This window comes from Nocardia sp. bgisy134, assembly GCF_965341865.1.
In the GTDB taxonomy this organism is placed as follows: Bacteria; Actinomycetota; Actinomycetes; order Mycobacteriales; family Mycobacteriaceae; genus Nocardia.
This window is the reverse complement of record NZ_CBDQZP010000011.1, coordinates 1-24,582: the sequence shown is the minus strand read 5'-3', so window position 1 is coordinate 24,582 and position 24,582 is coordinate 1. Positions and strand designations below refer to the sequence as shown.

Below are 24,582 nucleotides of genomic sequence, written 5' to 3'. Positions count from 1 at the left end.
CCCGCCACCGCGCTGCCGCCTGCGACCAGCTGGCTGCGGCTGTATGCCGATTGCGGACGCGCGCGATTCGATGACGCCGACCGGCTGATTGCGGTGGCATGCCCGGCCGTGCTGTGCGGGTCGGTCACAGTGGCCGACAACAGAATTCGTGAACACCTGACCTGGGACGCCCGCCCCTGCCCATGGAGTGGATGGCGAATCGTAGACGACCGCGTAGGGCAGGTGGTGTCATGACCCACCGGCACCCGCGAGAGCCCGACGAGGTGACCGGCTTCGGCGACTGCCTCACCGATCCCGGTGAACTCACCACCGACGCCGCGATCACGGCAGTGAGCCTGCATCACGCCTGCCCACCCCGATGTCAGGTCCAGGGCCGGGCTCTGGACACCCTCGACGATGCCTACGGCTACCCGCCCGCCACCGACGTGTCTTCGGCGGCAGAGTTCGGCGAACTCGATGTCCAGCTGGCCGACAGGCTCCGCGATTACCAGCGGCTCGCCCAGCGCGGGGAGGGCAAATGACCTCGCAGCCAACAGTATTGGCCCGCACCCGCACGTTGCTCGCGCGCCTGCTGCGGGCAATCATGCTCGACAGGCCGGAATATCGCGGCCCCAACGGGGAACTGACTGATGACGAGGCGGTCGAGCAGTACACGCTGCCGCCATGGCTGTGGCGGGATCCGCCCCGCTAGATCCGGCTCCGGCTGTTCATTCCAGGACACCCGCCGCTGGAATCCGGCAGCCCCCTCCAGGGCAGGTGTCCATCCGGTGTGGCAGGACTGACAGATGCAGCCCTCGGCAGTGAGCTGGAGGGCTGCTTGACGAACTGGCTCCCCGGAGGCGTCGGGAAGGTGCACCGTGCGGCGTGGGCTCGGCGTGCGGGTACTGGTGGGATCCGAGAATCACCGGGGCAGCAACGAGGCGGCGGCGAGACACGGCACTATGCGGCGCGGCTCAGCCTACTGATCACGCCCCGTGCGGCCGACGACCTTGTCGACGTCGGCGTCGTGCGGTGAGACCGTTCGGATACGTAACCCACAGGTCTCACCGCGACTGGCCTGGTCTTGGTTGTGTTCCGGGGGTGGTGTTCTCAGCAGGCGATGGCGGGTGTGTCGGAGACGCCGTACCCGATGAGAACGTCGGGGGATTCGCCATATTCGCTGATCCCGAGGCTCAGTGAGCGGGGTTGGTTGGTCCAGGGTGCGTGCAGGTTGATCGGGGCCAGGCGGCGGCACTCGTAGGCGACCTGCATGGGGGTGGAGTCCCAGATGCGGGGGAATTCGGGGGTGGCGCGCAGTTTCCGGAACAGCGATCGTGCTCGGGGGAGGTCTCGGTATCGCCCGAGCGTGCCGCGCAAGATGGCGACGGTGTAAGGGATTTCGGTCTCCCAGTTGTCGATGTTGTCGCGGGCGGCGGGGGAGAACATCCACAGGGTGTAGTTGTTGTCGGCTTCGGCGAGGCCGGGCACGGTGCGGTGGAAGATCTGGTTGCCCTGCAGCACGGTCCGGAGGGGATCGAAGCAGACGGCGAGGACATCGCGGGTGTCGAGGTCGTCGAGGTAGGTTTGGACGCTCTGGCTGGTGAGGCGCTGGCGTAGCTCGTGGGCGTGTGGCAGGCCGCGGGAGGGTTGCCACAGTTCGCGCAGGTGTCGGCGCTGGTCGGGGTCGAGGTCGAAGGCATGTGTCAGCTTGTCGAAGCTGGTGGGGCCGGGGGTGATTCGATTCGCGACGAGCTTGTCCAGGTGGGAAGTGCTGATGTCGGCGACTCTGGCGACGTCGGCGCGGGAGCGGCGATCGCGCAGGCGCAGGAATTCCAGCGTGTCGTGGAAGTCGGGCATCCCGTCCAGGATGGGTGCTTCCTGCATCTCACCTTTCCCGTCTGTGCGGAGGTAGCGCGTGTGCGATCTGTCCAGCGTGCGAACGACGAGCTGCCGGTTCGACGTCGCGGTGGCGGGTGTGTTCGGGGGGACTGCTTGGCATCGGGGACTCCTTGTCGGTGGTGCGGGTTGGGGGATCGGGACGGGGCGGTCAGGGCGATTCAGGCCCGGTGTAGGGCTGTCGGTAGCACAGGCAGAATCGGGCGTCGGGTGAGCCTGGGGCGTCGCCGAGTTGGATGCGTGCGGTGTAAGGCTCGCCGGTGGTGGGGTCGCGCAGGTGGATGGGGTCATCGGGGCGGCGGCCGTAGGCGATCGCGATGCTGGTGTCCCACATCTGGCTGAACAGGGCTGAACCGCGCAAATCCCGGAAGAGGGTGCGGGCGTGCGGGGTCTCGCGGTGGCGCCCGAGTGCACCGCGCAGGGTCGCGACGAGGTAGGTGGCGGCGCTGTGGTGGTCGACGACGAGGTGTTCGGCGGTCGGGGCGGCGGATTCGGGGTGGAAGAACCACAAGCAGATGTTGTCGCCGAACTGCTCGACACCGGGCAGAGCCGCGCGGAAACGCTGGTTCGCGAGCACGAGGTTCCACAGGGGATCGATGTAGGCGGCGGCGACGTCGCGGTCGTCCAGGCGAGCAAGTTTCGCCCGGCGATCGGGGGTGAGGGTGCGGGCGCGCAGCTCCTCGAGCGGTGAGAGCGGGACCGGCGGGCGGGCGAGGTCGCGGGTGTAGCGTTCCTGAGCACGATCGAGGTGGTAGGTGGCGACGAGGTTGTTCAGAACTGTCGCCGTGCATCCGGCGTCGCCGCGCTCGATCATCTTGAGCAGCTCCTTGCTGATGTGGAGGTGGGCGGCGGCGCGCGGGCGAGAAAGCTTGCGGCGCTCACGGATCCGGCGTGCCCAGCCGCCCAGGTCGGGTATCTCCGGCCCGGTGCGGTCCTGGCGGCGTCGTCGTGGACGGCGGGCCGGGTTCGTCGTCGGGTTCATCCAAATCCCCTCCTACTACGGTATTCCGTATCCCCCTCCGGGTGGGGTACGGTGAAAGGTTCACTCCCCCTAGATGATTCGTTCCTACCAGAGAGAGATCATCCCGGCAAACAGCGTTTTCCGTGAGCTAGCCGACGAATAGCCGAAGGCATCGAAGGTGGCGGCGCGGAGTATTCGCTGCGCTCGCCCGCCGGAGGGGACACGCACCCGCAGACTTTCTCGACTAGCACTTTCTTTACCCCTTCCACGCATAGGCGCAGGCCACTGCACCGATTCGGAGGGGTAAGAAAAGTGATAGCACAATCCTTACCCCTCGAAGGGGTAGCGCGGCAGCGGTTTTCGGGGCTGTGATGGTGGAGCAATCACACCTGCTCCGAAAGGCAAACCCATGGATATCTACAACATTCTGTCGCTACTCGATGCCGGGGCCTCGCTGGTCTCGAACGTGCTGACGATCGTCTCGCAGGGACTGGGTCTGGTCCTGACCTACCTCTGACACCTCACACCATTCCTCTCCAGATGAGGAATAGGGTCACGGGTCCCCGGCTGAGGTCGGGCAGCCGGGGACGCCCAGCATTTCTCACACATATTCACGCGCATTCCCCGACTCTTTCTCTCCCACCTTTTTCTCCTTCGATCGAAGGGTTATTCGTCATGCCCGAAAACGGGAAACTACCCCGGACCGCCCCACTTTCGGGGCGAGGTTGCGGCCCAGACACCCGTCACTCCCGCCAGGTGTGCGGCGGGAGGCTGCTGTGGGGTGGCCGCATGTTGGCTACCGGTGTCCTACCGGTGGTGATGATGATCACCACACCCGAAGCCGTTGCGGTGACGCTGGATCCGATCGCCGACCAGCCCGGGGTCACCGCCCCGGTCCAGCCCGGCACCGCCGCTCCTGCCCCGCCCCCGCCACCGGACCCACCGCCGCCCGAGCCGCCTGAGTATGCGGTGCAGCCGCCCGAGGTCCGCAACGGCCCGGCCCCGCGCCCGGCCCCCCAGCCGGGTCCCGCCCCCTCGATCCAGGTGATCGAGCTGCACTCACCGGAGCCCGTGCCCCCGGTCGCGCCGATCGAGCCACCCCCCAACACGATCCGGATCGGCCAATGGCAGACACCCTCGCCGGACTGGGTCCCGCCGGAGGTCCGCGACACCATCAACGACGTCGCCGCCGACGCCGAGGCCCAAGCGGCGACGTTCCTGGACTCGGTCGGGATCCCAGCCGGGCGCTCGGACCGGGTCGCCGGTTCCACGATCGCCGGGGCCGGGGCCGGTGGCGCGATCGGCGGCGCGCTCGCGGGTGCCCCGGCAGCGGCAGCCGGTGCCGTGGTGGGCGGGCTGGCCGGGGGCACGATCGGCGGTATCGCCGGTGCCGCGATCGGCACGGTGGTGGCGGTGCCGGTCATCGGCACGATCACCTCCGGTGTCGCCGGAACCGCGATCGGCGCAGCGGCCGGTGCCGTCGCGGGCGCATTGGTCGCCGGTGTCCCCGCCGCCGTGGTCGGCGCGCTCGCCGGTGGCACCGTGGGCGCGGGCTTCGGGGCCGGGGTGGGGGTGGGTCAGCCGTGACCGGAATCCGCATCCACGTCTTGACCGCCGCTGTCCTGACCGCCTGCATGAGCGCGCTCTGCGCGCCCGGCACGGGGTCGGCGCAACCACCGGCCGGGCCGGACTGCCCGGTGTTGTGGGTCCTCGGGGTGCAGGGCACCGGCGAGTCCTCCCCCGCCGCGTCCGAGACCGCCGACACCGGAATGCTGGGCGCGATACTCGGCCCGGTGGTCGCGGCGGTGCCGAATCTGGTGCAACGCACCTACATTCCGTACTCGGCAGCATTCGGTGGCGCGGTAGGCACCGGCGGCGGCAGCGCCCCGTACACGTCCTCGGTCGGCGAGGGCCTGGCCGCACTGGAGGCGACCGCGGAGAGGGTCGCCGCTGACTGCCCCGACACGGCGTTGGCGGTGGTCGGGTATTCCCAGGGCGCGCAGGTGGTCTCGGAATTCGCCCGTGCTGTCGGCGCGGGCGAGGGACCCGTCACGCCCGAGCGGGTAGCGGGGATCGCCCTCTACTCCGATCCCGACCGCGCCCCGGGCTCACCGGTGATCCCCGGCCGCCCAGGCCAACTCAGTCCCGACCCGGCCCCGGGCACGTCCGGGGCGGCGGTGTCGGGGGTGGCGATCACCACCGCCCCGGCCTCCGGCGGCGGGATCGCCACCAGTTCGGGTGTCGAGTACGGGGCGCTGACCGGCCGGGTGACCGACGTCTGCGTCGAAGGCGACCTCAGCTGCGCGGCACCCGAACGCGCCGCCCTGCTCCGGATGGCCGCGCAGCTCGCCGCCCAAGCCGATCTACGTGATCCGATCGCCGCACTCGGCTCGATCCAGACCCTGCTGTCGGGAGCGCTGGGTGAGGCGTGGACCACAGTGGTCAACAACGACTTTCAGATCGGGGCCGGGTTCGTCGATTACGCGCCCGCGGCGAGTCTGGCCGAGCGCCTCATCGACGCCTCCGACCCCCGCACCCCGCCACCCGGCCCGGACGCCACCGCTGCCGCCTCAGCGCGGTGGGGGCAGATCACCGCGATCGTGGCCTCCGACCCGGTCGGGCATTTGCCGAAACTGGCCGGGCAACTCTCGGGTGCCTGGGGGCAGCTGATGGCCGACAACGCCGATCTGACCAATCCCGTTGTGTGGCTTAACTACGCCGACATAAACGGCCGCCACACCAGCTACGCCGCCACCGGTCAACTCGCCAGCGGCATCGCGTGGCTGACCGCACTAGCCCACGACCTCGCCGGGAGCCAACCATGACCAGCGACTTCTACCACCCGCCGACCCTCGACGGCCACCGCCCCGGAGACCTGGTGCGCACACGGCCGGTGTTCGTTGCCCAGCTGAGCCAGGCGCGGGGGGCGTGGCAGGTCGTCTACGTCTCGGCCAATTCCCGCTCCGAACCCATCGCCGCCTCGGGGATCGTGCTAATCCCCGAGGCGGTCGCCGCCCCGGGCACGACCGCGATCCTGGTGTACTGCCCCGGGTTTCGCGGCCTGGGCGGTGTCTGTGCGCCCTCGCAACTGCTGGCGATCGGTGCCGAACCCGACACCACCGCGATCGAGGCCGCATTGCGGCGAGGGTGGGTGGTGGCGATCCCCGACGGGGAGGGCCTGGGCATCATCGGAGGCGGACCGCACACCTTCCTCGCCGCGCGCGCCGGGGGCCGGGTGGCGCTGGACCTCGCGCGAGCGGTGTATCGGGGCGCGAACCTCGGTGTCGCGGTCGCACCGGTGGTGGCCTGGGGATACGCCGATGGCGGGCGGGCGGTCGCCGCCGCCGGGGAGCTGCATCCCTGGTATGCGCCGGAGCTGGACTTGTGCGGTATCGCTGCCGGAGCCGTGGCTTCCGACCTCGCCGCCCTGGCACCGGCGTTCAACCGCGGCGAGGCCACCGGCCTCGGGCTCGCCGCCATGGTCGGCCTCTCCCACGCTTATGAGCACCTGCCGCTGCGCCAGGTGCTGTCCGAGGACGGGGCGCGCGCCGTCGAGCAGGCCCAGCACCTCACCGCCGCCGAACTGCTGCAACAGTTCCCGCAGCCGGTGGCGCACTGGTGCCGTCGTCCCGAGCCCTGGAACGATCACTGGTGGCGGCGGGTACTGGCGATGGAGACCCTCGCCCACACCCGCCCCGGGATGCCGCTGCACCTCTACCACGGCGGGCTCGACACCATCGTTCCCGTGTCGGCGGGACGTCGCACCCTCATCGCCTACCGCCAACGCGGCACGAAGGTCGACTGGCACGAGTACGACGGCGATCACCGCAGCACCGCGCACTGGGCCCTCTCCGATGTCCTGGCCCGGCTCACCGAGGACATCGCCAACGGCCCCGTGTCCCAACCCACCTCGGCGTCAGCCGACGCCGAGGTGAGGCCGGGCGCGTGAGCCACCCCTGACCCCTCCGGGGGAACCTGCCCGCACCCCGCGACTCCCCCACCTTCCCCCTCGGGGTGCGGGCAGGCCCGGAGACAACCCGATCCGAGGCGAGATGAATGGCGAGGTACCCCACAACAACCCGTCCGATGACGACGACGCCGAAGCATGGGTTGACCTGCCGCAGACTCGGCCGGACCTTCAGGTCGTCCTCGGTCACAGCACCGGCCCCGACGTCAACGATCCCGACCAGTCGCCCTCGCCCGAGGACGACTGGATCTTCCAGTTCCCCGAGCCTCCCCACACGTCCGTCACCGACACACCCTCCCGATGGTGGGTCAGTATCCGATACCGGATGCCGGGCGGGGCCTGGGCCGCACTGGGGGCCACCATCTCCATCCTGATCGGTGTCGTGGTGGTCGCCGCCGATGACACCGGCGGCACCGCCCAGCATGTGCAGGCCACCGCCGCGCCACCCAACTCGACCGCCACAGCCCAGGGCCCGTGTGCCGGGCTCTCGGGCACCGTGGTCACCGACCGCGCCGGGGACCCCGCCACCCTGGCCGGGGTGATCGCTTCTTTCGAGGCGGCCTACTACATCGACCGCGACGCTTCGAAGGCGATGTTGTTGGTTGCGCCCGAGACCGGGATCACCGCCGAGGGCCTCGCCGCGGGCATCGCGACCATCCCGCCGGGCACCCGGCACTGCGTGGCGATCACCCCGATCACCCCGACCACGGCGAACGTCCATATCGCCGAAGTGCGTCCGGACCTCAAGCGGATCGACTACCTCCAGCTGATCAACACCCGCCCCGCCGATACCGGTAGCGCGTTGCTGATCTCCAACTTCCAGAAGCAGGGATAGGAATCAGGATGAGGACAGGCTCGCAGGCGCCGTTTCTGATCGCCGTCGCCGGACTGAGTCCCCGCGCCGGTACCACCACGACCACCGTTGCACTCGCCCACGCCTGGCCAGGCCCGGAAGCCGCCCTGATCGTGGAAGCCGACTCCGCAGGCGGACAGCTCGCCGACATGGTCGGCGCGGACCCCCACCTCGGGCTGGCGAGCCTGGCCCGGCGGACCACCCCCGGCCAGCCCATCACCCCGAACCTGCTCGCCCAGCATGTTCAGCACCTACCCGGAGGCGAGGCACTTCTGGCCGCCCCACCCCACCACGACCCCACGCAAGCCCTCCCGGCCGCCGAACTGCTCACCGATCCACACGCGGGCTGGCGAGCCCTCGGCGCGACCGTGTTCGCCGATTGCGGTGTCCCCGAGCCGGACTCGCCCGCACATCCAGTCATCGCCGCCGCCGACGCCGCCCTGTTCGTCGTGCGCGCCGAGCACATCGACCCCGAGCCCGCCGCACAGCGCATCCTCGACCTCACCCGCCGCAGACGCCCCCGGGGCATCGTGGTCATCGGCGGCAGCCGCGCCTACGTCGCCGCGATCAAGTTCCCGGTAGTGGGCACCCTGCCCGCCACCCGCGCCGGAGCCCAGGCACTGCTGACGGGCCGCCGCGCACGACGGCACCTGACCCAGCCCGCCCGCCGCATCACCACCGCCGTGGAAATCCAGCTCCGCGCCGACGGCCGCCACGAACGCCTCGCCCAGCCCTCCACACCCCGCGCTGCCCGCCAGGACCGCCCAAGACGCCGTGACGAGGGCGGGCCCAGGATCTACCGCATCGAGCAGCCGCCTGTCCCCACACCACGCCCTCGCACACCGGAGCCCGTGGTTGTGGAAGCCGCAGAGCCCGTCCCGCCGCCTCCCGCCTCTGAGCCTGTGCTCGTGGTGGAGGCCGAGGATGCCGGCCAACCCGGCGAGGGCGGCCTCGCTGCGGCGCCCGAGCCCAGCCTCCGCCCCGAGACCGAGATCGCGGGCTCCCCAACGGCCCCGATGCCGGAGCAGGCTGGACCTGCCCTGGCATTGCGGGTATTCGGGCCGACACGGATCTTCTGGCGTGAGCCCGAAACCGATGAGAGCGTGGAGATCACCTCGCAGTTGCAGCCCCGCATCCGCGAACTCGTCGCGGTGCTCGCCTTGCATCCGGACGGGCTGTCGCGAGGCCAGCTGACCGAGCTGCTGTGGGGCGAGCGCCCGATCGAGCGGGCATCAGGCGTGCTCACCAACACCCTGAGCCGACTGCGCACCTCCCTCGGTGCGGCCACCGGCGGCCAGATCACCGAACTCCTCGCCGACGACCGAGCGCACTACCGCCTGTCCGTGACCGCGGTGAGTGTCGACTATTGGGAGTTCAACGCCGCCGTCACCGCGCGCCGTCGCGCCAGCAACGACAGCGAGCGAACCGCCGCGTGCCGGGCGATCGCCGCGATCGCCACCACGGACCTGGCCGCCGACCTCACCGACTCCTGGACCGAACCGGTACGCGAATCGGCACGCCGCGACACCCACAACGCCCTGCAATGGCTGGCCACCCACGACGCCGACCACGACCCCCGCGCCACCCTCGAACTCCTCGAGACCACCGCCCAAACCGACCCCTACAACGAAGCGCTCTGGCGTGACATCCTCCGCCAGCACGCACGCCTGGGCGAATACGCCGCCCTCGCCCGCACCTACACTCTCCTGACCCGCAAACTCGGCGAGATCGGCGAAACCCCGAGCCGAGAAACACGCCAACTCCTCGAATACCTACGCCGAGGAGAAGACCGCAATACTCCCCGGCCAGGCCCCTGACCGCGCCCGGTGGAGAAATGCAACTAAATCGCCAGCGTTATCGGATTCGATGCATTTCATTGCTGGTAATATTCGTATTCGGCCAGCGATATTCACGGGCGGGCGATGCGAATTACTCGGTCTCCGATGAATATGTCCGCGAGGCTCGAATCGTATCGAGAAGTGTGCGGAGTGCTCTTCTATTTCGGCCGGATGGCGGTTGGCTATCTCGGCGTGGTCAATCCGTGGGGTTTTCTGTGGGGAAACGTGTAGGGCCATCCGTGGGGCGCTCAAAAGGCCCCACCGCACCCAGGCATACCCGCAGCTAGGAAGGCACACCCATGACCGGGTGTCATCCAGGATTGTCTATATACAAAGCTATATAGACATGCGTCGCCGCCGGTTGTCCTGGTCGATCGTCTCACTCGGCATTCGCTCCGGCTTCATTATCTCCCCATCGTTCCGTTCCCCTCTTTCTCCTCTTTCTATTTCTTTGAATTGTCTTCACGCTTCGGCTGGTCGCGTGCCAGGCCGAGGTGAATTCGGCGGGGTCGTGCGCATTTCATTTCTGCCTTGTCTTGTCGCGCGAGGCGGACTCGCGGCGAATTCGGGGAATTTCGGCGAATTGGGTTGAGAGGTCGTTGTCGGTCGAGCTAGCGTCGAGCCGTTCCCGGAAATCGCCGGGACATTCCCCGAATTCCCATTGGCAGCCTCGCCGCACGTATGCCACGATCCGCCGTGGTTTTGCGTTTTGGGTTCGTAGTTTCAGGAGATGAAATGGCAAACAGCACTTCCCCGGTGACCTTGTCCGGTGCCCGTTTGGGCAATGGTGAATTGCGGCGCATGGTGGCCGCCGAATTGGCCGCCAATGCGGGCCGGGAGCTGTCCCCCCGGGAGATCGCGAAAACCCTCGTGCGTTCGTCCGGTGCGGTCGGCAACGCCCTCGAGGCGCTGACCGCCGCCGGGCACGCCGACCGCACCTCGGCCTCCCCCCGCCGCTACCGCGCCAACGCCGCCACCGCCACCGCCGCCACCGCCCCGGCCGCCACCGCCGCCCCGGCCCCGGCGGTCCCGGCGGCCGGTACGGCGGCGAACCCGGCCCCGCGCCGCCGCCGGGCACCGAAAGCGGCCACCGCCCCGGCCGCCCCGGCGCGCACCGGCAACACGGTGGCCCGCCCGAACGGACAGGACTACCACGTGCGGAAGTTGGCCGGGCGCGCCGATGTCGATGTGTTGCAGACCATGCGCGCGGCCGAGGTGCCGGTGCTGCTGTACGGCCCGCCCGGTACCGGGAAGACCTCGCTCATCGAGGCCGCCTACGGTGACCTGCTGACCGTGCAGGGCGACGGGGACACCACGGTCGCCGATCTGGTGGGCGAGTACACCCAGAACCCGGACGGCACTTTCGTTTTCGTGCACGGCCCGCTGGTCCGGGCCATGCGTGAGGGCCGGGTGCTGTTCATCGATGACGCGACCCTCATCCCGCCGACCGTGCTGTCGGTGGTGTACCCGGCCATGGACGGCCGCCGCGAGATCGTGATCAAAGCCCACGGCAGCGAGATCGTGAAAGCCGCGCCCGGGTTTTTCGTGGTGGCCGGGCACAACCCGGGGGTGCACGGGGCGATCCTGTCCGATGCGTTGGCGAGCCGGTTCGCGTTCCAGGTGCAGGTGGGCAGCGACTACGACCTCGCCGCCCAGCTCGGAGTGGAACGGGGGGCGGTGAAGGTGGCGCGGGAGCTGGCCGCCCGACAGGCCAAAGGCGAGGTCGGGTGGGCACCGCAGCTGCGCGAGCTGTTGGCGTTCCGCAAGATCGCCGCCGCCACCGACTCCGCCACCGCCACCGCCAATTTGATCGGGGCCGCACCCGAGGACGACCGCGACATCGTGGCCGCCGTGGTGCGCACCGTGTACGGCACCAACCACGCCCCGCTGGCCCTCGGCCCCCGCATCTGAGCACCCACCCCGCTACGAAAGGGACCACCCGCCATGACCGGCCACGTGATCACCACCCCGGCCCCCGCCGCCCCGACGACCACCCCCGCCTCGGCCTCTGTGCCTGTCACCGATGGGTGGGCCACGCTCTCGGCTGCCATGACCGCCGAGGCCCCGCCGATCGCCGACCGCGAGGACTTGACCGTGATGATCGCCCCCGGCGCTGCTTTCGGGAACCCGGCGGTGTTCATGCCGGGCCGCGCGGCCATCGAAATCGACGGCACCCGCCTGAAAATCGACCCCGCCACCGCCCACCCCGAACGCAACAGCGACCGCAACCGCTACCCGGCGGTGTGGGGCGCGCTGGTACACGAATGCGCGCACGCCAAGCACTCGACGTGGGACCCGCCGCCGGTGGCGCACCCGGAGGTGGTCGATGCCGCGATGCTGCTCGAGGAGTCCCGCATCGAGGCCGCCCAGATTCGCCGCCGCCCCGACGACCGGCACTGGTTGCGCGCCAGCGCCACCGAGATCGTGATCGGGGACAACGGCGGCGCGATCGCCGCCGCCCAGATCCCCCCGACTCCCTACAACGCCGCCCTCAACGCCGCGCTCATCCTGGCACGGCACGACGGCGGCATCCTCGACGCGACCGAGGTCGCGCCCGCCGCCACCGCGATCGAGGCCATCCTCGGCACCGACACCCTCGACCAGTTGCGAGCCATCTGGCGCGAGGCCCACACCTTGGCCGACACCGACGCCGCCGCCATGCTCGAGCTCGGGCAACGCTGGCTCGATATCGTCGGCCCCGACCCCCACACCGACCCCGTGCCGTCCTCGCCGCTGGGGGCCGCGATCGGCGACACCGTGACCAACATCGGCAACGCGGTCGCCGCCTCGCCGGTGGACCCCGACCCGGCCGAGATCGCCGCCGCCGCCCGGCGGGCCGCCGAACGCGACGCCAAAGACGCTGCCACGCAAGCACGAAAGGTGTTCGGCGACGGGTCGGGCCGAGGCCGGACCGCGAGCACGCGACGGACACGCACCGCCCGCCCGGAGGAGCACACCGCCGCGCGGGTGCTCGCCCGCGCCCTCAACACCGCCGCCACCCGCGAACGGACCGCCGTGAAAACGACTTCCGCGCTGCCGCCGGGCCGGTTGCGGATGCGCGGCGCGCTGGCCCGGGAGGCCCAACGCGCCGCCGGGGCGATCCCCACCGCCGAACCGTTCACCCGCACCACCCGCAAAACCCCTCCGGTGCCGCCGTTGCGAGTCGGTGTCGCGTGTGACGTGTCCTCCTCGATGGGCAGCTACGCCGCCCCGGTGACCTCGGCCGCGTGGATCATCGCCCGCGCGGCCGAGCTGGCCACCATGCCCGCTACGACCGCGACCGTGACATTCGGGGCCTCGGTCAAACCGATCACCTACCCCGGCACCGCGCCCAAGAGGGTCACCGAATTCAGTTGCCCGGACTACCTCCACGCCATCGATACCGCTGTCGAGGCCCTCGACGGTGCCCTCGACCTGGCCCGGCCCGACGCGACCCGGCTGTTGGTGATCATCTCCGACGGCCAATACCGGGGCCGCAACCGTCGCCGTGCCCAGGCCCGCGTGAACGCGCTGCGCGCGGCCGGATGCGCGGTGCTGTGGCTGGCACCGGCCAACAGAAAGCCGGAGCCGCTGGACGGAGTGACCCTGCACTTGGTTACCGACCCGGCCGCCACCGCCGCCGCCATCGGCCGCGCTGCCACCGCCGCCGTACGCGCCTCCTAGCCCCCCGGGTGCCGCCCCGGGCCACCGGCGAGGGGCGGCACCCGGACCGAACACCACTGCCCGCCCCACCCGGGGCAGCAACGACAGGAAACGACACCATGACCGGCACCGCCTACCCGATCGCCACCACGGCCGCCCTCGACTCGATCTACGTGATCGCCAACGCCATAACCGGCGACCAGTTCGTCATCTACGCCCCCGGCCCCCACGACGAGCGCGGCATGTACACCGTTGCCCACGTGACCGGCGGCACGGGCGGTTACACCGCCCCGCGCATTCACCTCGTGCACCCCGACGACATCGCCGCCTACGCCACCGGTGCCGTCGACCGGATGCGCCGGGGCGGGCACGGGCACGCGGTGAGCGTGTGGCTCGACCGCACCACCGGCCCCCTCCACGAGCACCTGACCCGATGAACCCGCCAGCGACACAACCGAACCCGAACTCGAACCCGGACCGCGAACAGGCGAACCACATGCGCCCGATGAAGAACACCAAGAGTCACGACGAGGACGGCGTGATCAAACCCGACGCCCAACTCAGCGGCAACGCCTACGTCATGGTGACGCTGCGCGACACCGACGACCCCTACGGCCGGATCCTGCTGGTGTGGAACCCCCACCGCTGCAACCACGGCTACACCATCTGCGTCGAGTGCGCCGACAGCTGGGAACTCGACCACCACGTCCACTACGACCTCACCGGCGGCGGACGACGGCTGCGCAAAGCCCTCGACACACCGCCCGCCATCGCCGACACCGCCGAAACCGACACCGGCGGTACCCAGCCCGCCGAGGCCGACACCGCCGAGGCCGACTCGTGGCAGGCACAACCCGCGCGAGAGGTGGCGGTGTGCCAGAACCAGATCGGCACACCGCCACCGACCGCCCTCGTTCTGCGCGGTGTGCTCGCCCGCCGTGACCCGCGGCGAGGCCGCCCGGCGTGAGTCGCCCTCGCACTGTCGCAACAATTGCCCGCGAGTCGAATTCCTCTCGTGCTGTTCGCATTCCGGAATTCGACGAGAGGAATTCGGGGCCGGAATTTGTTTCTACGTTCCGCTTGACATCGCACACCGTATCGAGCGTCCATGGAACCCGGAACGGCACCGACCCCCCGGGGGAAACGCCCCGATCGGTGTGGTTTCCGTCCCGACCGGGACATCACCGAATTCACCGAAACCCATTGTTGGAAGGATCCGCCATGTCCAAAAAGAAGAACACCACCACCGCGCCCCCGGCACCGGCCGCGCCCGCCCCGGATGCCGCCCCTGCTGCCCCGGACAGCGGTTCGGGGGCGGCGCGTGTGCCCGTGCTGCGCACCGACACAGACCGGGCGTTGTGGGCGGCGCTGGGCAGCAACCCCGGCAGCAACCCCGCCGCGCTGGCCGACGCGGCGGGCATCGGGGTGTCGACTGCCCGGCGCGTGCTGGCGGGGTGGGAAACCGCGGGGGCCGCGCGGTCGGCCACCGACCCCGCATCGCCCCGGGCGGCGAAAACCTGGACCGCCGGATCCGCCGCCCCCGAACCCGCCGCCGAACCGGCCGCGCCCGAACCCGCCGAACCGGAACCGGCCACCCCGGAACCCGCCCCGGCTGATCCCGCCGCGCCGGAACCCGTTTCGCCCGAACCGGCCGCCTCCGCCGAGGAGGCGGCACCGGCCGACCCCGTGCCGGACAGTGCGCCGGAGACGGCGGTAGCTGCCCCCACGGGCGACGATTCCGCCGACCCTGTCCCGGCGGCACCGGTCCCGGACGACGACGCGGCAGCGGCCAAGGCGGAGTCGGCGGTGGAGCGGTTGCCCGCCGGGGCGTTGCGGGGACAGGTCGAGGATTTCCTGCGCGACAACCCCGGAAAGGAGTTCACCCCGCACCAGATCGGCAAGGCCCTCGACCGGTCCAGCGGCGCGGTCCACAACGCCCTGGTCACCCTGACCAAGCAGGGGACCGCTCACCAGACCAGCACGGCCCCCAAGAAATTCACCCTCGCGTCCTGACGACGGGGCGATGCCGGAATCCCCGGAGCTCTTACCTCCGGGGAGTCCGACACCGCGCCACTCAATCTATCTCCTGAGAAAGGTGCCCGACCATGTACTCCACTCCCACCCCGGCCATCCTGGCCTCGTCCCTGCACAAGGTGTTCGCCAACTCCACATACGCACCCGACAGCCTCGCATTGTGGCTCGAGATCGCCGACGTGGCCGTGCGTGAGCTCAGCATGCCCGTTCCCCCGGCGCTGATGCCGTGGGTGCCGGTGATGCTGCGCTACCGGCTCCACCGGACCGAGGGCGAGTTCTTCCCCTACACCGGTTCGGTGCGGATCCTGACGGGGGCGCTGACCGGCACCTCGTTCTCCGATCCCGATGCCGCCGCCCGCGCGGTCGTCGCCGCGACCCCGGCCCCGGTGACCGGACGCGCCGAGGGCGACACCAGTGACGACACCGACGCGGTGCGGAAGGTGTTGCCGTCGTGGCGGTTCCGGTCCACCGTGCCCCCGCTCATCTCCTAGCCCGCCCACGCACTGAAACGGCCGGTGGTGCCGAGCGAATTGCTCGGCACCACCGGCCGTTTCGCTGTGCGCTGTGCGCTGTACGGGGGCGGTGCGGCGGCTACTTCGTGCGGTCGATGGCCCCGACGATCCAGTGGGTCAGCACGGGCGCGGCGGTGTCGTAGCCGGTGGCCGGGAACACGGCCGTGTCGCCGTTCTGCGGGGCAGCAACGCCTGTGCCCGTGGTGGTGCCCGCCCCGGCGGTGGTGGCGGTGTTGTAGGTCTGGGTGAGGATCGGGAACTGGGTGCCGGTGAACGCGCTGGCGGTGGCCGAAAGGAGATCGGCGGCGATCGGTGCCAGTCCGGTCAGCGCCAGGACGGCGGCGACGGGGTCGCCGTAGGCGAGGGTTTCGGCGGCGGTCCAGGCGATCTCCTGCGCGTGGCCGATGTCGGTGGCGATGCGGGTGATGTCGAGACCGGCCAGGACACCGACGATCTCGGCGGCGATCGTGGCGACCCCGGAGCTGTCCAGCGGGGCCGCGATCGTCAGCGCGCGAGCCACCAGGCGCAGGTCGAGTCCGGCCGCCAACTGCACCAGCGGGGCGAACTGGTTGTTCAGGTCGCCCGAGACGCGGTGCAGGCCACGCAGGTCCCCAGCGGTGAGCAGGCCCGGCAGCTGGGCGAGGTCGGCCACGATCGCGGGCACGTTCGCGGTGAAGCTGGCCAGCCCGTTGAGCACGGTGACCACCTGCGCGAGAACCTGCGAAGCACTGAGCTGCCCGGTCGAGGTTGTGCTGGTGGTCGTGGCCGGTGCGCTCGTCGTGGCGGTGGGGACCTTCGCCGAGGTCGTGGGGGCTGCGGTCGTGGTCGAGGCCCGCGTCGGGGCCGGGGTGGATGTGGCCGAGGCGGAGGTGGCGGTGGCGAGAGCGCGGCTCACCGCGGCGAGCACCGGAGACGACTCCGCGGTGGTCGAGCAGTAGCTGTCGCCCTCGGCGCAGAGCGTACGAACCAGGTCGGTCAGGTCGCCGAAGCTCTTCGGGCGCGGACCGGTGACGCCCTGCCCCGAGACCGGGGTGCCGAGCTGGGTGGTGGCGGGGTCTCGGCGAGGGTCGGAGACGAGCGCGACGGCAACGACGCGCGAGGCCGGGATCGGGCCCGCCTTGTTGCCGATGCTCGTGGCGAGGTCACCGGCGACCTCGGCGCCCTGGCCGTAGCCGGCCAAAACGACTCGCGTGTCCGAGCACAGCGCCGAGACCGCCGCGGTGAGCTCCTGTCCGCTCACGGACCCGGCACCTATGGTCGGCGCGGCGAGTGTGCGGACCTCGATGTCGCTGCCGTAGCGGGCGGTCAGCGATTCCCCGAGCTGGGTGAGGATCACGGCGGTAGCCTCGCCGGTGGTCGGAGTTGTCTCGTAGGTGCCCTGTACCAGCAGCGCGGTCCAGCGCGGGCACTGGGTACCGGTCGGGCCGGTGGTGGGTTCGGCGGCGGCGACACCGGCCGTCACGGTGGTGGTGGCGATGGCCGCGCACAGTGCCGCGTGTGCGGCGCGCCGAGCGCGGGCGGTTCGAGTGTGGTTGCGGTGCATGAGATTTCTCCGTTCTCGTGGCGGGTGGTCACGGGGCGGCGCGGGAGTCGTTTTGGGCGGGTGTGGGTCGGGTGGCGGCGTAGTAGTCGTCGCCGGACCAGCGGTAGGACGAGATCTGAACGGGCTCGTTGAAGGTGGGTGCGTGCACCATCTGGCCGCCGCCGAGGTAGATGCCGACGTGGTGGACGTCGGCATCGGTGCCGTAGAACAGCAGGTCTCCGGGGGCGAGCTGGTCCTCGGAAACCGGTGTGCCGGTGTGGACTTGGTCGTAGGTGGTGCGGGGGATGGAGATTCCGGCGGCGCGGTAGGCGGCTTGGGTGAGCCCGGAGCAGTCCCAGCCGCCGTTGACCTCGGGTCCGTTGCCGCCCCACACGTACGGCAGGCCGAGCTGGGCGCAGGCGAAGGAGATCACTTGCGCGGCAGTCGGGTTCGGTGGTGAGGCGGTGTGGCAGTCGCCGCCGGAGGTGGTGTCGGTGGCTCGGTAGCGGGCCGCCTGGTCCAGGACGTCACGCACATACCAGTCGGCGTGGTTGTAGGCGAAGATCGCGCTGTACATGTCCTCGGGTGCGCCGGAGTCGCACAGGTAGAACGCGGCAGCGTGGATCGCGTCGGAGGGGTTGTAGCGCGAGGGCGGGCTCGCACCACCGGCAGGCAGAGGATGGCGCGCGGTCACCGAGTCGAAGGTCGAGGCCAGGAACTGCATCGGACCGCCAGCACCGGAGCTGTTCTCGCCGGAGGACACCCCGGGCAGGGTGGAGCGGCCGTGGTCGGTTTCGATCTTGCCGATCGCGGCGAGCACCGACCAGTCCAGCCCGGGACAGTCCCCGGCGGCAGCCTGGTAGAGCACGAGCATCTCCGCCGGGATGTCCTGTTGCGCTTCGGCACTCGGGGTCGAGCCGGTGCCGGTCGAGGTCCCCGGGGCGGGCGCGATGAGCGCTTGGTCGAACACGACGACGGCGCTGACCACGGCCGCGATCACGACCACGCAGAACACGAACGCCGCGCAGCCCGCTCCGAGTGCCTTGACCAGCATCGCTACCTCACTGGTATTCCGAGGTCGGTGGCTGGGGCGGGGGCGGGGCGAGGGCGACGACCCCGCTAAGCGGTGCCCAGGTCGGCTCCGGGTCGACCTCGCTGGACGGCGGCGTACGCCTCGGCCAGACGGCGGCGAGTTCGTGCAGGCGCCTGCGGCCGGAGTCGGTGTCCAGTGGCAGCCACACCTGACCGGCCGGACTCGCCGCGGTGACCGAGGCGAGGAACTCGGCGGCGGCGGTGGCGACGGGCACCGCCTCGGGATCGGGCAGCCGCTCCCACGTCCGGCGCAAAGCCGCGCGAGCGTTGGCCTCTCGCGCGGTCGTCGGCACCCACAACAGGACCGGCGTGATGACCCCGGTGGTGCGGGCCAATTCGGCGAATCCGTGCAGCTTGGCCGCGACTCGGGACAGGGCTGTGGTGCCGAGGTCGTATTCGACGAAGAAGTCGAGCAGGTCCTCGCCGTGGGTGTAGCGGCCGTGGGCGTCGGGACGTGCGAGGTCGCCCCAGAGCCGTTGGCATCGGGTCTGGGACCACCACCGCGACACCTGCCCGCCGTGGGGGTGGGTGACCAGGGCGGTGAACCATTCGGCGACGCCGAGAGTGTGGGTCAGGTGCAGGCTGTGGGCGACCGAGAGCGCAGCTTGGTGGTTGTAGCCGAGCTCGCGCACGCTCGTTCCGGCCTCGGCGGCAAGGATCGATGCTCCGGCGGGGGCGAGGGTCCAGTGGTAGGGGGCGCTGCCCCGAATGCGCAGGGGCCGGAACCGGTCCAGGAGCCGGTAGGTGTGCAGGATCGCCAGGCGGCGGCGCGCGATCTTGGCGGTCGAGAACGCCAGCGCGGCGAGCTGGTCGGTGGTCAGGACCCGGTGCTCGTGCACCATCCGCAGAATCCAGCGATCACGCCCGGTCAACCCCCGCACTACCGGGCTCGGGTCTCGCGGTCGGGCAGGGCGGGGTGTGCGGGTGTCGGCTTGCCGGTCAGGATTGGAGATCATCGGTGCAAGAACCTTTCTCGGGAAATCTCGGGCTAGGGCAGCTGGGGATCCGGCCGGACCGGGTCCGGCCCGTCGTCGTCGGACGGGCCACCACGAGACGGGGAGCTGCCCGGTGCTGTGGTGAGGCGAGCGCGTGCAGCGGCGGCGATCTCGCGGGCGCGACCCGGGATCGGCGGGTCCAGAGGACGGGTGGTGAGGGTGAACGGGCGTGCGTTGCGGCCGTCGACTAGCAGGCGGGCGGCGGCGTGGAAGGCGTCGAGATGGGACAGGTCGTGCTCGGACAACCAGGGCTCGGTGTGGCGGGCCAGGTCCCGGGCGTCATCAGGGCTGACAGCGAACACGATCTTGTTGCGGGCATTGGCCGAGATGCCGTCGCGCAGCTCTCGGGAGAGCTGGCCGAGGTTCTGGTGCGCCAGCAGCAGCGACAAGCGCAGTCCTCGGGCTTCGGCGAGCATGTCCTCGATCGGCGTCGACAGGTTGAGGAAGTTCTGCGCCTCGTCGAGCACGAGTGCCGCGTCGGGCCGGTCGGCGGCGGGCACCCGCGCCCGCGCGGTCACCGCCTGCCACGTCCGCGCCACCAGCAGCGACCCGACCAGACGCGAGGTTTCCTCTCCGAGTGAGCCTTTCGGCAGCCGGGCCAGGCAGATGCCGCCGTTGTCGAGGATGTCGGCGAACTCGACCGTCGAGGGGCCGCCCGCGATTGCCGAGCGCACGAACGGCCTCAAGAGGAAGGCCCGCAGTTTGTTCAGCAGCGGCCCGGTGAGCTGAGCTCGGCCGGTGTCGGACAGCGTCTCGTAGCTGTCCCAGAACCCCCGCAGGACCGGGTCTTTCGCAGTGCGGGTGACCCGGGCCCGGAACGCGGGCTCGGTGAGCAGCCGGGGCAGATCGGCCAGGGTTGCGGTCCCTGGCTGGGCGCACAGGGTGAGCAGGCTGGCGCGCATGATGTCGTCGGTGCGCGGCCCCCACCACTGGTGAAAGATCCGGTGAAAGACCGTCACGAGGTTGTCGACCGCGAGATCCATTCCCGCGCGACCGATCCGGCCGATGTCGAGGGGGTTCACGCACGGCGGCGGGGCGGCAGAGTCGGCGTCGAACAGCACCACCCGCTTACCCATGCGCGAGGGCAACCGCGACAGCACATCGGTGACGAGATCGCCCTTCGGGTCGATCACGATCACCCCGCGCCCGGCCTCGGCATCATCGAGGATCGTCCGAGCCAGCAATGTCGACTTGCCGACACCGGTCGGGCCGAGAATGTGCAGGTGATGGCGGGCATCGGAGATCTTGACCGCGACCGGGCGGCGAGTCCCGGTGTCGGCCATCCCCAATGGTTTCGTGAACTCCCCGCCGACAGGGATCTCCGGGGCGGGAGACAAGGCGCGAGCCCCGGCGCGTTGCAGGCCGGGTAGCCCGTCGTCGGTGGGCAGATGCGCGATCGTCGCCAGCTCCGGCACCGACAGCACATCCCCGCGCCCGAGACGCCGCTGCCGGATCAACCGCTCGAGGCGCAGGCGACGCCGACGCCGGTAGTAGTTGTGATCGGTGCACGCCCCGAACACGGTGGCGAGCGCGTCAGCGCGCCCGCGTGCCACGACTCGCGCCTGTGCTTTCGGGTCGGTGTCGTCAAGGTCGGTGGAGACCGGGATCGAGGCGGCGTAGCGCACGACCGTTTCCCAGTGCGCGCCACGCGCTTTGGCCGCTGCCGCGCGGGCGGCGGCGCTGTATTCCAGCGAGGTTTGGCGGTCGGTGGCCCGCCCGCCTCCCAAACCAGCGGCGGTGTGGGAGGCGCGGGCGGTGCTCGTGCCGGGAGTGAGCAGATTCAGGGCCTCCCGCAGCAACCCCGCCACGACGCCTGCCCGGGTGCTGGTGCTCGCCGCGGCGCGGGTGGCTCGGGCGACGCGGCGGCCGGTGACCGGGCGAGCGAGGATCTGCACGCACGCGGCCTGCCCGGGAGCGAGGTCGTCGGCGGCGGTGATCAGGTTCCGAACGAGATCACCGGAGTGATCGGTGCTCAACGGCAACCCCTCCCGGCGGCCGAGTCGCAGCTCGCCTCCGGCCACGACCCGCCGCACGCCCTTCACTGGGGCCGGTAGCGGAGGTCGGGCGGGTTCGAGGGTGTCGGTGTGCGCGCCCGGCCATGCCGAGGCGATGGCCCGTTCGATGAGCCCGGGTGGGATCGCGCCGGGTACCCAGAGCCGGATCGCGGCCCCCTCCTCCGGGGTGACGGTGTATTCGAACCCGAGATGCGGCTGTCCCAGCAGCGTTCGGGCCCAGGCCGGGCGCAGCTGCCCGATCAGGTGAGCCCAGAAGGCCAGTGCGCCTTTGGCGTCGACCTCGGGTGGGGTGAGCACGGTGATCTGGCGAGCACGCGCACTCAGCCGGCGCCGACGCCACCGGGCCAGAACCCGCACCGCGGCGAGCACCCCGAGCACAGCCGCGATCACGCCCAGCCCGGAGCCGGACCCGAGTGCGTGTTCGATCGTCTCGGTGAGATCGCGCAGGGCCGTGCCGGGCGCGAGAAGCGCCCGGCCCAGCCACCCCTGCTCGGGGTTGTGCGTGGTGTTCACGCGGCCACCGATCCGGTCCCGGTGGCATCGCTGGTCGGCAGCGTCGCGACGGTGCCGAAGGGGAACCCCCCGCTCGCGCGACGCCGCTCAGCCACACCGGTGGTGTCGGGCTTGCGCAGGATGACGACGTCCTCGTGGGCGATGAGGTGCATCGGCAGTCCGGCGGCGCGCTGTTTGACGATGAAGTCGCGCTGGAAGAACGAGCTGCGGGCGACGAGTTCGCCCTCGCTGAGGCGACCGAGCAGCGCCACGCACCGCTCGACCGGGACCAACCCGGCCAGCTCGGCGCAGGTGAACAAGTGGGCGGGTAAAGGCACGAGCTCGGCGTGCTGACGCCACGGCCGCGCGGTGACCACGACATACCCGCCCGGGGCGAGGTATTCGGCGGCCCCGGCGAGGATCTTGGTGAATCCCGAGAGCAGGCGGCCGAGTCCGACGTTGGCCAAATTGCCCCGGTCCAGGACCGCGCCGTAGCGGTGATTGGACTTGAGCACCGGTTGCGTGCGGTTTGCGCGGACGTGGCCGTGCACGGAATCGCCGTAGGGCGGAGAGGTGATCACCAGACTCGCCCGGCCCCGCAACTCGGCCGGGATCAAGTCGGGCAGCTTGCGCGCGTCTCCGTGGTAGACGTTCGCGTCGAGATCGATCCCGGCGTCACGGGCCAGGGCGATGTTGGCGCGGGCCAACTCGGCCCAGCGTGACTCGTATTCGACGCCGACCGCGCGGCGGCCTAGATGCAGGGCCTCGACCAGAGTGGTGCCGATCCCGCACATCGGATCCAGGACGAGGTCGCCGGGACGGGTGTAGGTGGCGACGGCGTGGGCCACGATCGCCGGGAACATCTTGGCCGGGTGCTTGACGCTGTCGGGGACATAGCGGCCCCGCCGCTGCGCGGCCGGGGCGTTCTGGGCCGTCGCCCACACCGACACCAGCCGCGCGGCCGGAGGGGTCTGTGGGGCAATCGCGGAGTCGAGGTTCGTGGTGTTGGTCGCGGCGGGATCGAGAGTCATGCGGGCGTCCTTCGCGTGAGAGTTCGGGTGGGCGAGGGTTGTGTCGGCTCAGCCATGGGCGGGCTGGAGGAAGACGAAGACGTCGGTGTGCGCGACGACATGGGGCGCGGTGCCGGAGGAAGCCGGGTCGGCAGGCGGCGCGGTGACGGCGGTCCCGGAGACCGGCGCGGCGATGATGTGCTGGAGGTAAAGCAGGTCGGCGGCCTGGGCGGCGGCCACGACCGAACCGGCCGGGTCGGTCAGGACTCCGGAGTCGCTGTGGCGGCAGCGGGAGAGAACGACGAGCAAACCGCCCATCGCCATCACCTCGGTCGCGAGTGCGGCGACGTGCTCGGCGGCGGCGATCGGGTCGAAGTGCTCGGCCAGCAGGCTCGCGATGACCAGATCCACCGGCTCCCCGGACCGGTTTCGGTCGGTGGGGGCGTCGAGGCCGTGGCGGTCCAAATCACCGATCTCGGCCACAGCAGCAGCGGTGTCGGGCTCGAGCACCCGGAGGTTGCCTCGGGCGGTGGGGGCAGGCCAACCGACCAGCATCACCCGCGAACCGGGCTCGGAGAACTCGGCGATCGTGTGAGCCAGGACCGGTTCGGGCCAGCGGTCGTCGGGATCGAGCGGCTTGGGACCGAGCGCCCACAGGGTCGAAGGGACGCGCACCGGCGCGGAGGTGGAGCGGGGTCGGCGGGAACTGGGGGTCATTACGGCCTCCTGACGAGAGAGCGGTGTGTACTCGCTTACTTCCGCCAAAAAGCCGTTTTCGGGACACCTCGAAAGCAATTATTTTCTGAGAACTTCCTGAGCGGAAAACGGTCGCCGGATCAGGGTTGGGCGAAACTTTTTTCAAGAATTTTCACGACCGTTTGCCAAGGTGGACGGAGGTGTATCCGAGCCGCACCCGCGCCGCACCCAAACCACACCCGGAACGCACCCAAACCACACCCGCGCATACATATTCGCAGGTAGATGCACCTCCGTTTGGCGGCGGCGACTCAGGTGGTGATTGGGTTGCGACAGGTAGCCAAATATTCGCCATCTCGGCGCGGGTGCGTTTTGGGTGTTATGCGGATGTGTTTCTGGTGTGGTTTCGGGGTGATTTGGGTGCGTTTTGGATATGGGTCTCCGGTGTCCTTGCGAGGTCGGAAGTTTTCGATTGAGCAAGGAGATTTGTGGTGACGAATTCGAACGTCGCGAAATATCCGGGACCGGGTGGTAAGCCGGGCTCACCGCTGGCAGTAGTCCGGGCGGGCTTCGACCGGATCGCCGCGCAGGCGCTGCCCATCGATCCGCGCCCGGTACCAACAGCGCAGGCCACCGCCGCCGGTCCGGTGCGCACGTGGGCGCAGCTGCGCGAGCGGCTGTGGGATCCGGTGACACCGATGGATGAGGTCGACGCGATCTGGGTGTGGCTGCTTGAACGAGTCCGCGCCGAGGACGAGGACGCGATGCTGGTGTGCGCCGCACTGGCCGCACCGATGCTGTCGCGAACCGCACGCGAATACGCGACACCGAGTAACACCGCGCGCCACGACATCGAGTCCGAAGTGCTGACCGCCTTCCTGGGGCACCTCCCGCGCGTCGGCTTGGAAGAGCCGGGCGTGTGGCATCGGCTGCGGTGGGGTGCCTACCGCGCCATGCTCAAGGCGGGATACCAGCAGCAAACCGGCGTGACGGTGGTCGGTGACCTCGATCTCGACCTCGCCCCGCTCGGTAAACGGGTGCAGGCGATCGTGGGGGGGGCCGGCGAACCCCAAACAGG

Annotated in this window: 22 protein-coding genes and 1 pseudogene; 14 read left to right on the top strand and 9 right to left on the bottom strand. The window is 70.4% G+C overall.

The window, feature by feature from the left end:
• Positions 1-230 precede the first annotated feature (230 nt).
• Both ACRWNM_RS20070 and ACRWNM_RS20065 read left to right on the top strand, forming a co-directional pair.
• Positions 231-521 (top strand): hypothetical protein, encoded by a 291-nt coding sequence (locus tag ACRWNM_RS20070; protein WP_431969571.1) that lies wholly within the window; start codon positions 231-233, stop codon positions 519-521.
• Positions 518-691: a hypothetical protein gene (locus ACRWNM_RS20065; protein ID WP_431969805.1), complete on the top strand. Its 174-nt coding sequence runs from the start codon at positions 518-520 to the stop codon at positions 689-691. Before ACRWNM_RS20070 ends, ACRWNM_RS20065 begins: the two co-directional genes overlap by 4 nt.
• A 75-nt stretch (positions 692-766) precedes the next feature.
• On the opposite strand, the pseudogene ACRWNM_RS20060 reads toward ACRWNM_RS20065, so the two are convergent.
• The 3 genes and pseudogenes from ACRWNM_RS20060 to ACRWNM_RS20050 form a co-directional block, all read right to left on the bottom strand.
• Positions 767-856, bottom strand: a pseudogene (locus tag ACRWNM_RS20060) (DUF7340 domain-containing protein); the annotation flags it as partial.
• Positions 857-1,089: 233 nt separating this feature from the next.
• Positions 1,090-1,863 (bottom strand): hypothetical protein, encoded by a 774-nt coding sequence (locus ACRWNM_RS20055; RefSeq protein ID WP_431969570.1) that lies wholly within the window; start codon positions 1,861-1,863, stop codon positions 1,090-1,092.
• Between the two features lie 163 nt (positions 1,864-2,026).
• Positions 2,027-2,857 carry a helix-turn-helix domain-containing protein gene (locus tag ACRWNM_RS20050; RefSeq protein ID WP_431969569.1) on the bottom strand — a complete coding sequence of 277 codons (831 nt, stop codon included), beginning with the start codon at positions 2,855-2,857 and terminating at the stop codon, positions 2,027-2,029.
• 768 nt (positions 2,858-3,625) lie between these two features.
• Here ACRWNM_RS20050 and ACRWNM_RS20045 point away from each other — a divergent pair.
• The 11 genes from ACRWNM_RS20045 to ACRWNM_RS19995 all read left to right on the top strand — a co-directional run bounded on the left by ACRWNM_RS20045 (position 3,626) and on the right by ACRWNM_RS19995 (position 15,661).
• Positions 3,626-4,423 carry a hypothetical protein gene (locus ACRWNM_RS20045; protein WP_431969568.1) on the top strand — a complete coding sequence of 266 codons (798 nt, stop codon included), beginning with the start codon at positions 3,626-3,628 and terminating at the stop codon, positions 4,421-4,423.
• Positions 4,420-5,661: a cutinase family protein gene (locus ACRWNM_RS20040; protein ID WP_431969567.1), complete on the top strand. Its 1,242-nt coding sequence runs from the start codon at positions 4,420-4,422 to the stop codon at positions 5,659-5,661. Before ACRWNM_RS20045 ends, ACRWNM_RS20040 begins: the two co-directional genes overlap by 4 nt.
• Positions 5,658-6,785, top strand: coding sequence for a lipase family protein (locus tag ACRWNM_RS20035; protein WP_431969566.1), 1,128 nt, complete (start codon positions 5,658-5,660; stop codon positions 6,783-6,785). Before ACRWNM_RS20040 ends, ACRWNM_RS20035 begins: the two co-directional genes overlap by 4 nt.
• Positions 6,786-6,888: 103 nt before the next feature.
• Complete coding sequence (locus ACRWNM_RS20030; RefSeq protein ID WP_431969565.1) at positions 6,889-7,638, top strand: hypothetical protein; 750 nt, start codon at positions 6,889-6,891, stop codon at positions 7,636-7,638.
• 8 nt (positions 7,639-7,646) lie between these two features.
• On the top strand, positions 7,647-9,473 hold the full coding sequence (locus ACRWNM_RS20025; protein WP_431969564.1) for a BTAD domain-containing putative transcriptional regulator: 1,827 nt from the start codon (positions 7,647-7,649) through the stop codon (positions 9,471-9,473).
• A 756-nt stretch (positions 9,474-10,229) separates the two neighbouring features.
• Positions 10,230-11,405 carry an AAA family ATPase gene (locus tag ACRWNM_RS20020; RefSeq protein WP_431969563.1) on the top strand — a complete coding sequence of 392 codons (1,176 nt, stop codon included), beginning with the start codon at positions 10,230-10,232 and terminating at the stop codon, positions 11,403-11,405.
• A 33-nt stretch (positions 11,406-11,438) separates the two neighbouring features.
• Complete coding sequence (locus ACRWNM_RS20015; protein ID WP_431969562.1) at positions 11,439-13,157, top strand: VWA domain-containing protein; 1,719 nt, start codon at positions 11,439-11,441, stop codon at positions 13,155-13,157.
• A gap of 98 nt (positions 13,158-13,255) precedes the next feature.
• Entirely contained in the window at positions 13,256-13,573 is a 318-nt protein-coding gene (locus tag ACRWNM_RS20010; RefSeq protein WP_431969561.1) for a hypothetical protein, read from the top strand.
• Positions 13,574-13,641: 68 nt separating this feature from the next.
• Positions 13,642-14,103: a hypothetical protein gene (locus tag ACRWNM_RS20005; RefSeq protein WP_431969560.1), complete on the top strand. Its 462-nt coding sequence runs from the start codon at positions 13,642-13,644 to the stop codon at positions 14,101-14,103.
• 254 nt (positions 14,104-14,357) lie between these two features.
• Positions 14,358-15,149: a hypothetical protein gene (locus ACRWNM_RS20000; RefSeq protein ID WP_431969559.1), complete on the top strand. Its 792-nt coding sequence runs from the start codon at positions 14,358-14,360 to the stop codon at positions 15,147-15,149.
• A 92-nt stretch (positions 15,150-15,241) separates the two neighbouring features.
• Positions 15,242-15,661 (top strand): hypothetical protein, encoded by a 420-nt coding sequence (locus ACRWNM_RS19995; RefSeq protein WP_431969558.1) that lies wholly within the window; start codon positions 15,242-15,244, stop codon positions 15,659-15,661.
• A 100-nt stretch (positions 15,662-15,761) separates the two neighbouring features.
• On the opposite strand, the gene ACRWNM_RS19990 is transcribed toward ACRWNM_RS19995, so the two are convergent.
• Genes ACRWNM_RS19990 through ACRWNM_RS19965 form a run of 6 tightly spaced genes read right to left on the bottom strand, consistent with a single transcriptional unit; the run spans position 15,762 to position 23,525 of the window.
• Positions 15,762-17,225 carry a cutinase family protein gene (locus ACRWNM_RS19990; RefSeq protein WP_431969557.1) on the bottom strand — a complete coding sequence of 488 codons (1,464 nt, stop codon included), beginning with the start codon at positions 17,223-17,225 and terminating at the stop codon, positions 15,762-15,764.
• A gap of 28 nt (positions 17,226-17,253) precedes the next feature.
• A complete protein-coding gene (locus tag ACRWNM_RS19985) occupies positions 17,254-18,258 on the bottom strand; it encodes an NlpC/P60 family protein (protein ID WP_431969556.1) in 1,005 nt (334 codons plus the stop codon).
• Between the two features lie 7 nt (positions 18,259-18,265).
• On the bottom strand, positions 18,266-19,252 hold the full coding sequence (locus ACRWNM_RS19980) for a replication-relaxation family protein (RefSeq protein ID WP_431969555.1): 987 nt from the start codon (positions 19,250-19,252) through the stop codon (positions 18,266-18,268).
• 32 nt (positions 19,253-19,284) lie between these two features.
• The gene (locus ACRWNM_RS19975) at positions 19,285-21,819 is read right to left on the bottom strand and encodes a helicase HerA domain-containing protein (RefSeq protein ID WP_431969554.1); all 2,535 of its coding nucleotides are present in this window, start codon (positions 21,817-21,819) and stop codon (positions 19,285-19,287) included.
• Positions 21,816-22,829: a TRM11 family SAM-dependent methyltransferase gene (locus ACRWNM_RS19970; protein WP_431969553.1), complete on the bottom strand. Its 1,014-nt coding sequence runs from the start codon at positions 22,827-22,829 to the stop codon at positions 21,816-21,818. Before ACRWNM_RS19970 ends, ACRWNM_RS19975 begins: the two co-directional genes overlap by 4 nt.
• 48 nt (positions 22,830-22,877) lie before the next feature.
• A complete protein-coding gene (locus ACRWNM_RS19965) occupies positions 22,878-23,525 on the bottom strand; it encodes a hypothetical protein (RefSeq protein WP_431969552.1) in 648 nt (215 codons plus the stop codon).
• A 470-nt stretch (positions 23,526-23,995) separates the two neighbouring features.
• On the opposite strand from ACRWNM_RS19965, the gene ACRWNM_RS19960 reads away from it, so the two are divergent.
• A partial coding sequence (locus tag ACRWNM_RS19960) for a hypothetical protein (protein ID WP_431969551.1) occupies positions 23,996-24,582 on the top strand: 587 nt, incomplete at its 3' end.

Coding starts and splice junctions, on each gene's coding strand:
- ACRWNM_RS20070 (WP_431969571.1), top strand. CDS start 231: ATGACCCACCGGCACCCGCGAGAGCCCGACGAGGTGACCGGCTTCGGC.
- ACRWNM_RS20065 (WP_431969805.1), top strand. CDS start 518: ATGACCTCGCAGCCAACAGTATTGGCCCGCACCCGCACGTTGCTCGCG.
- ACRWNM_RS20055 (WP_431969570.1), bottom strand. CDS start 1,863: ATGCAGGAAGCACCCATCCTGGACGGGATGCCCGACTTCCACGACACG.
- ACRWNM_RS20050 (WP_431969569.1), bottom strand. CDS start 2,857: ATGAACCCGACGACGAACCCGGCCCGCCGTCCACGACGACGCCGCCAG.
- ACRWNM_RS20045 (WP_431969568.1), top strand. CDS start 3,626: ATGTTGGCTACCGGTGTCCTACCGGTGGTGATGATGATCACCACACCC.
- ACRWNM_RS20035 (WP_431969566.1), top strand. CDS start 5,658: ATGACCAGCGACTTCTACCACCCGCCGACCCTCGACGGCCACCGCCCC.
- ACRWNM_RS20030 (WP_431969565.1), top strand. CDS start 6,889: ATGAATGGCGAGGTACCCCACAACAACCCGTCCGATGACGACGACGCC.
- ACRWNM_RS20025 (WP_431969564.1), top strand. CDS start 7,647: ATGAGGACAGGCTCGCAGGCGCCGTTTCTGATCGCCGTCGCCGGACTG.
- ACRWNM_RS20020 (WP_431969563.1), top strand. CDS start 10,230: ATGGCAAACAGCACTTCCCCGGTGACCTTGTCCGGTGCCCGTTTGGGC.
- ACRWNM_RS20015 (WP_431969562.1), top strand. CDS start 11,439: ATGACCGGCCACGTGATCACCACCCCGGCCCCCGCCGCCCCGACGACC.
- ACRWNM_RS20010 (WP_431969561.1), top strand. CDS start 13,256: ATGACCGGCACCGCCTACCCGATCGCCACCACGGCCGCCCTCGACTCG.
- ACRWNM_RS20005 (WP_431969560.1), top strand. CDS start 13,642: ATGAAGAACACCAAGAGTCACGACGAGGACGGCGTGATCAAACCCGAC.
- ACRWNM_RS20000 (WP_431969559.1), top strand. CDS start 14,358: ATGTCCAAAAAGAAGAACACCACCACCGCGCCCCCGGCACCGGCCGCG.
- ACRWNM_RS19995 (WP_431969558.1), top strand. CDS start 15,242: ATGTACTCCACTCCCACCCCGGCCATCCTGGCCTCGTCCCTGCACAAG.
- ACRWNM_RS19990 (WP_431969557.1), bottom strand. CDS start 17,225: ATGCACCGCAACCACACTCGAACCGCCCGCGCTCGGCGCGCCGCACAC.
- ACRWNM_RS19985 (WP_431969556.1), bottom strand. CDS start 18,258: ATGCTGGTCAAGGCACTCGGAGCGGGCTGCGCGGCGTTCGTGTTCTGC.
- ACRWNM_RS19980 (WP_431969555.1), bottom strand. CDS start 19,252: ATGATCTCCAATCCTGACCGGCAAGCCGACACCCGCACACCCCGCCCT.
- ACRWNM_RS19970 (WP_431969553.1), bottom strand. CDS start 22,829: ATGACTCTCGATCCCGCCGCGACCAACACCACGAACCTCGACTCCGCG.
- ACRWNM_RS19965 (WP_431969552.1), bottom strand. CDS start 23,525: ATGACCCCCAGTTCCCGCCGACCCCGCTCCACCTCCGCGCCGGTGCGC.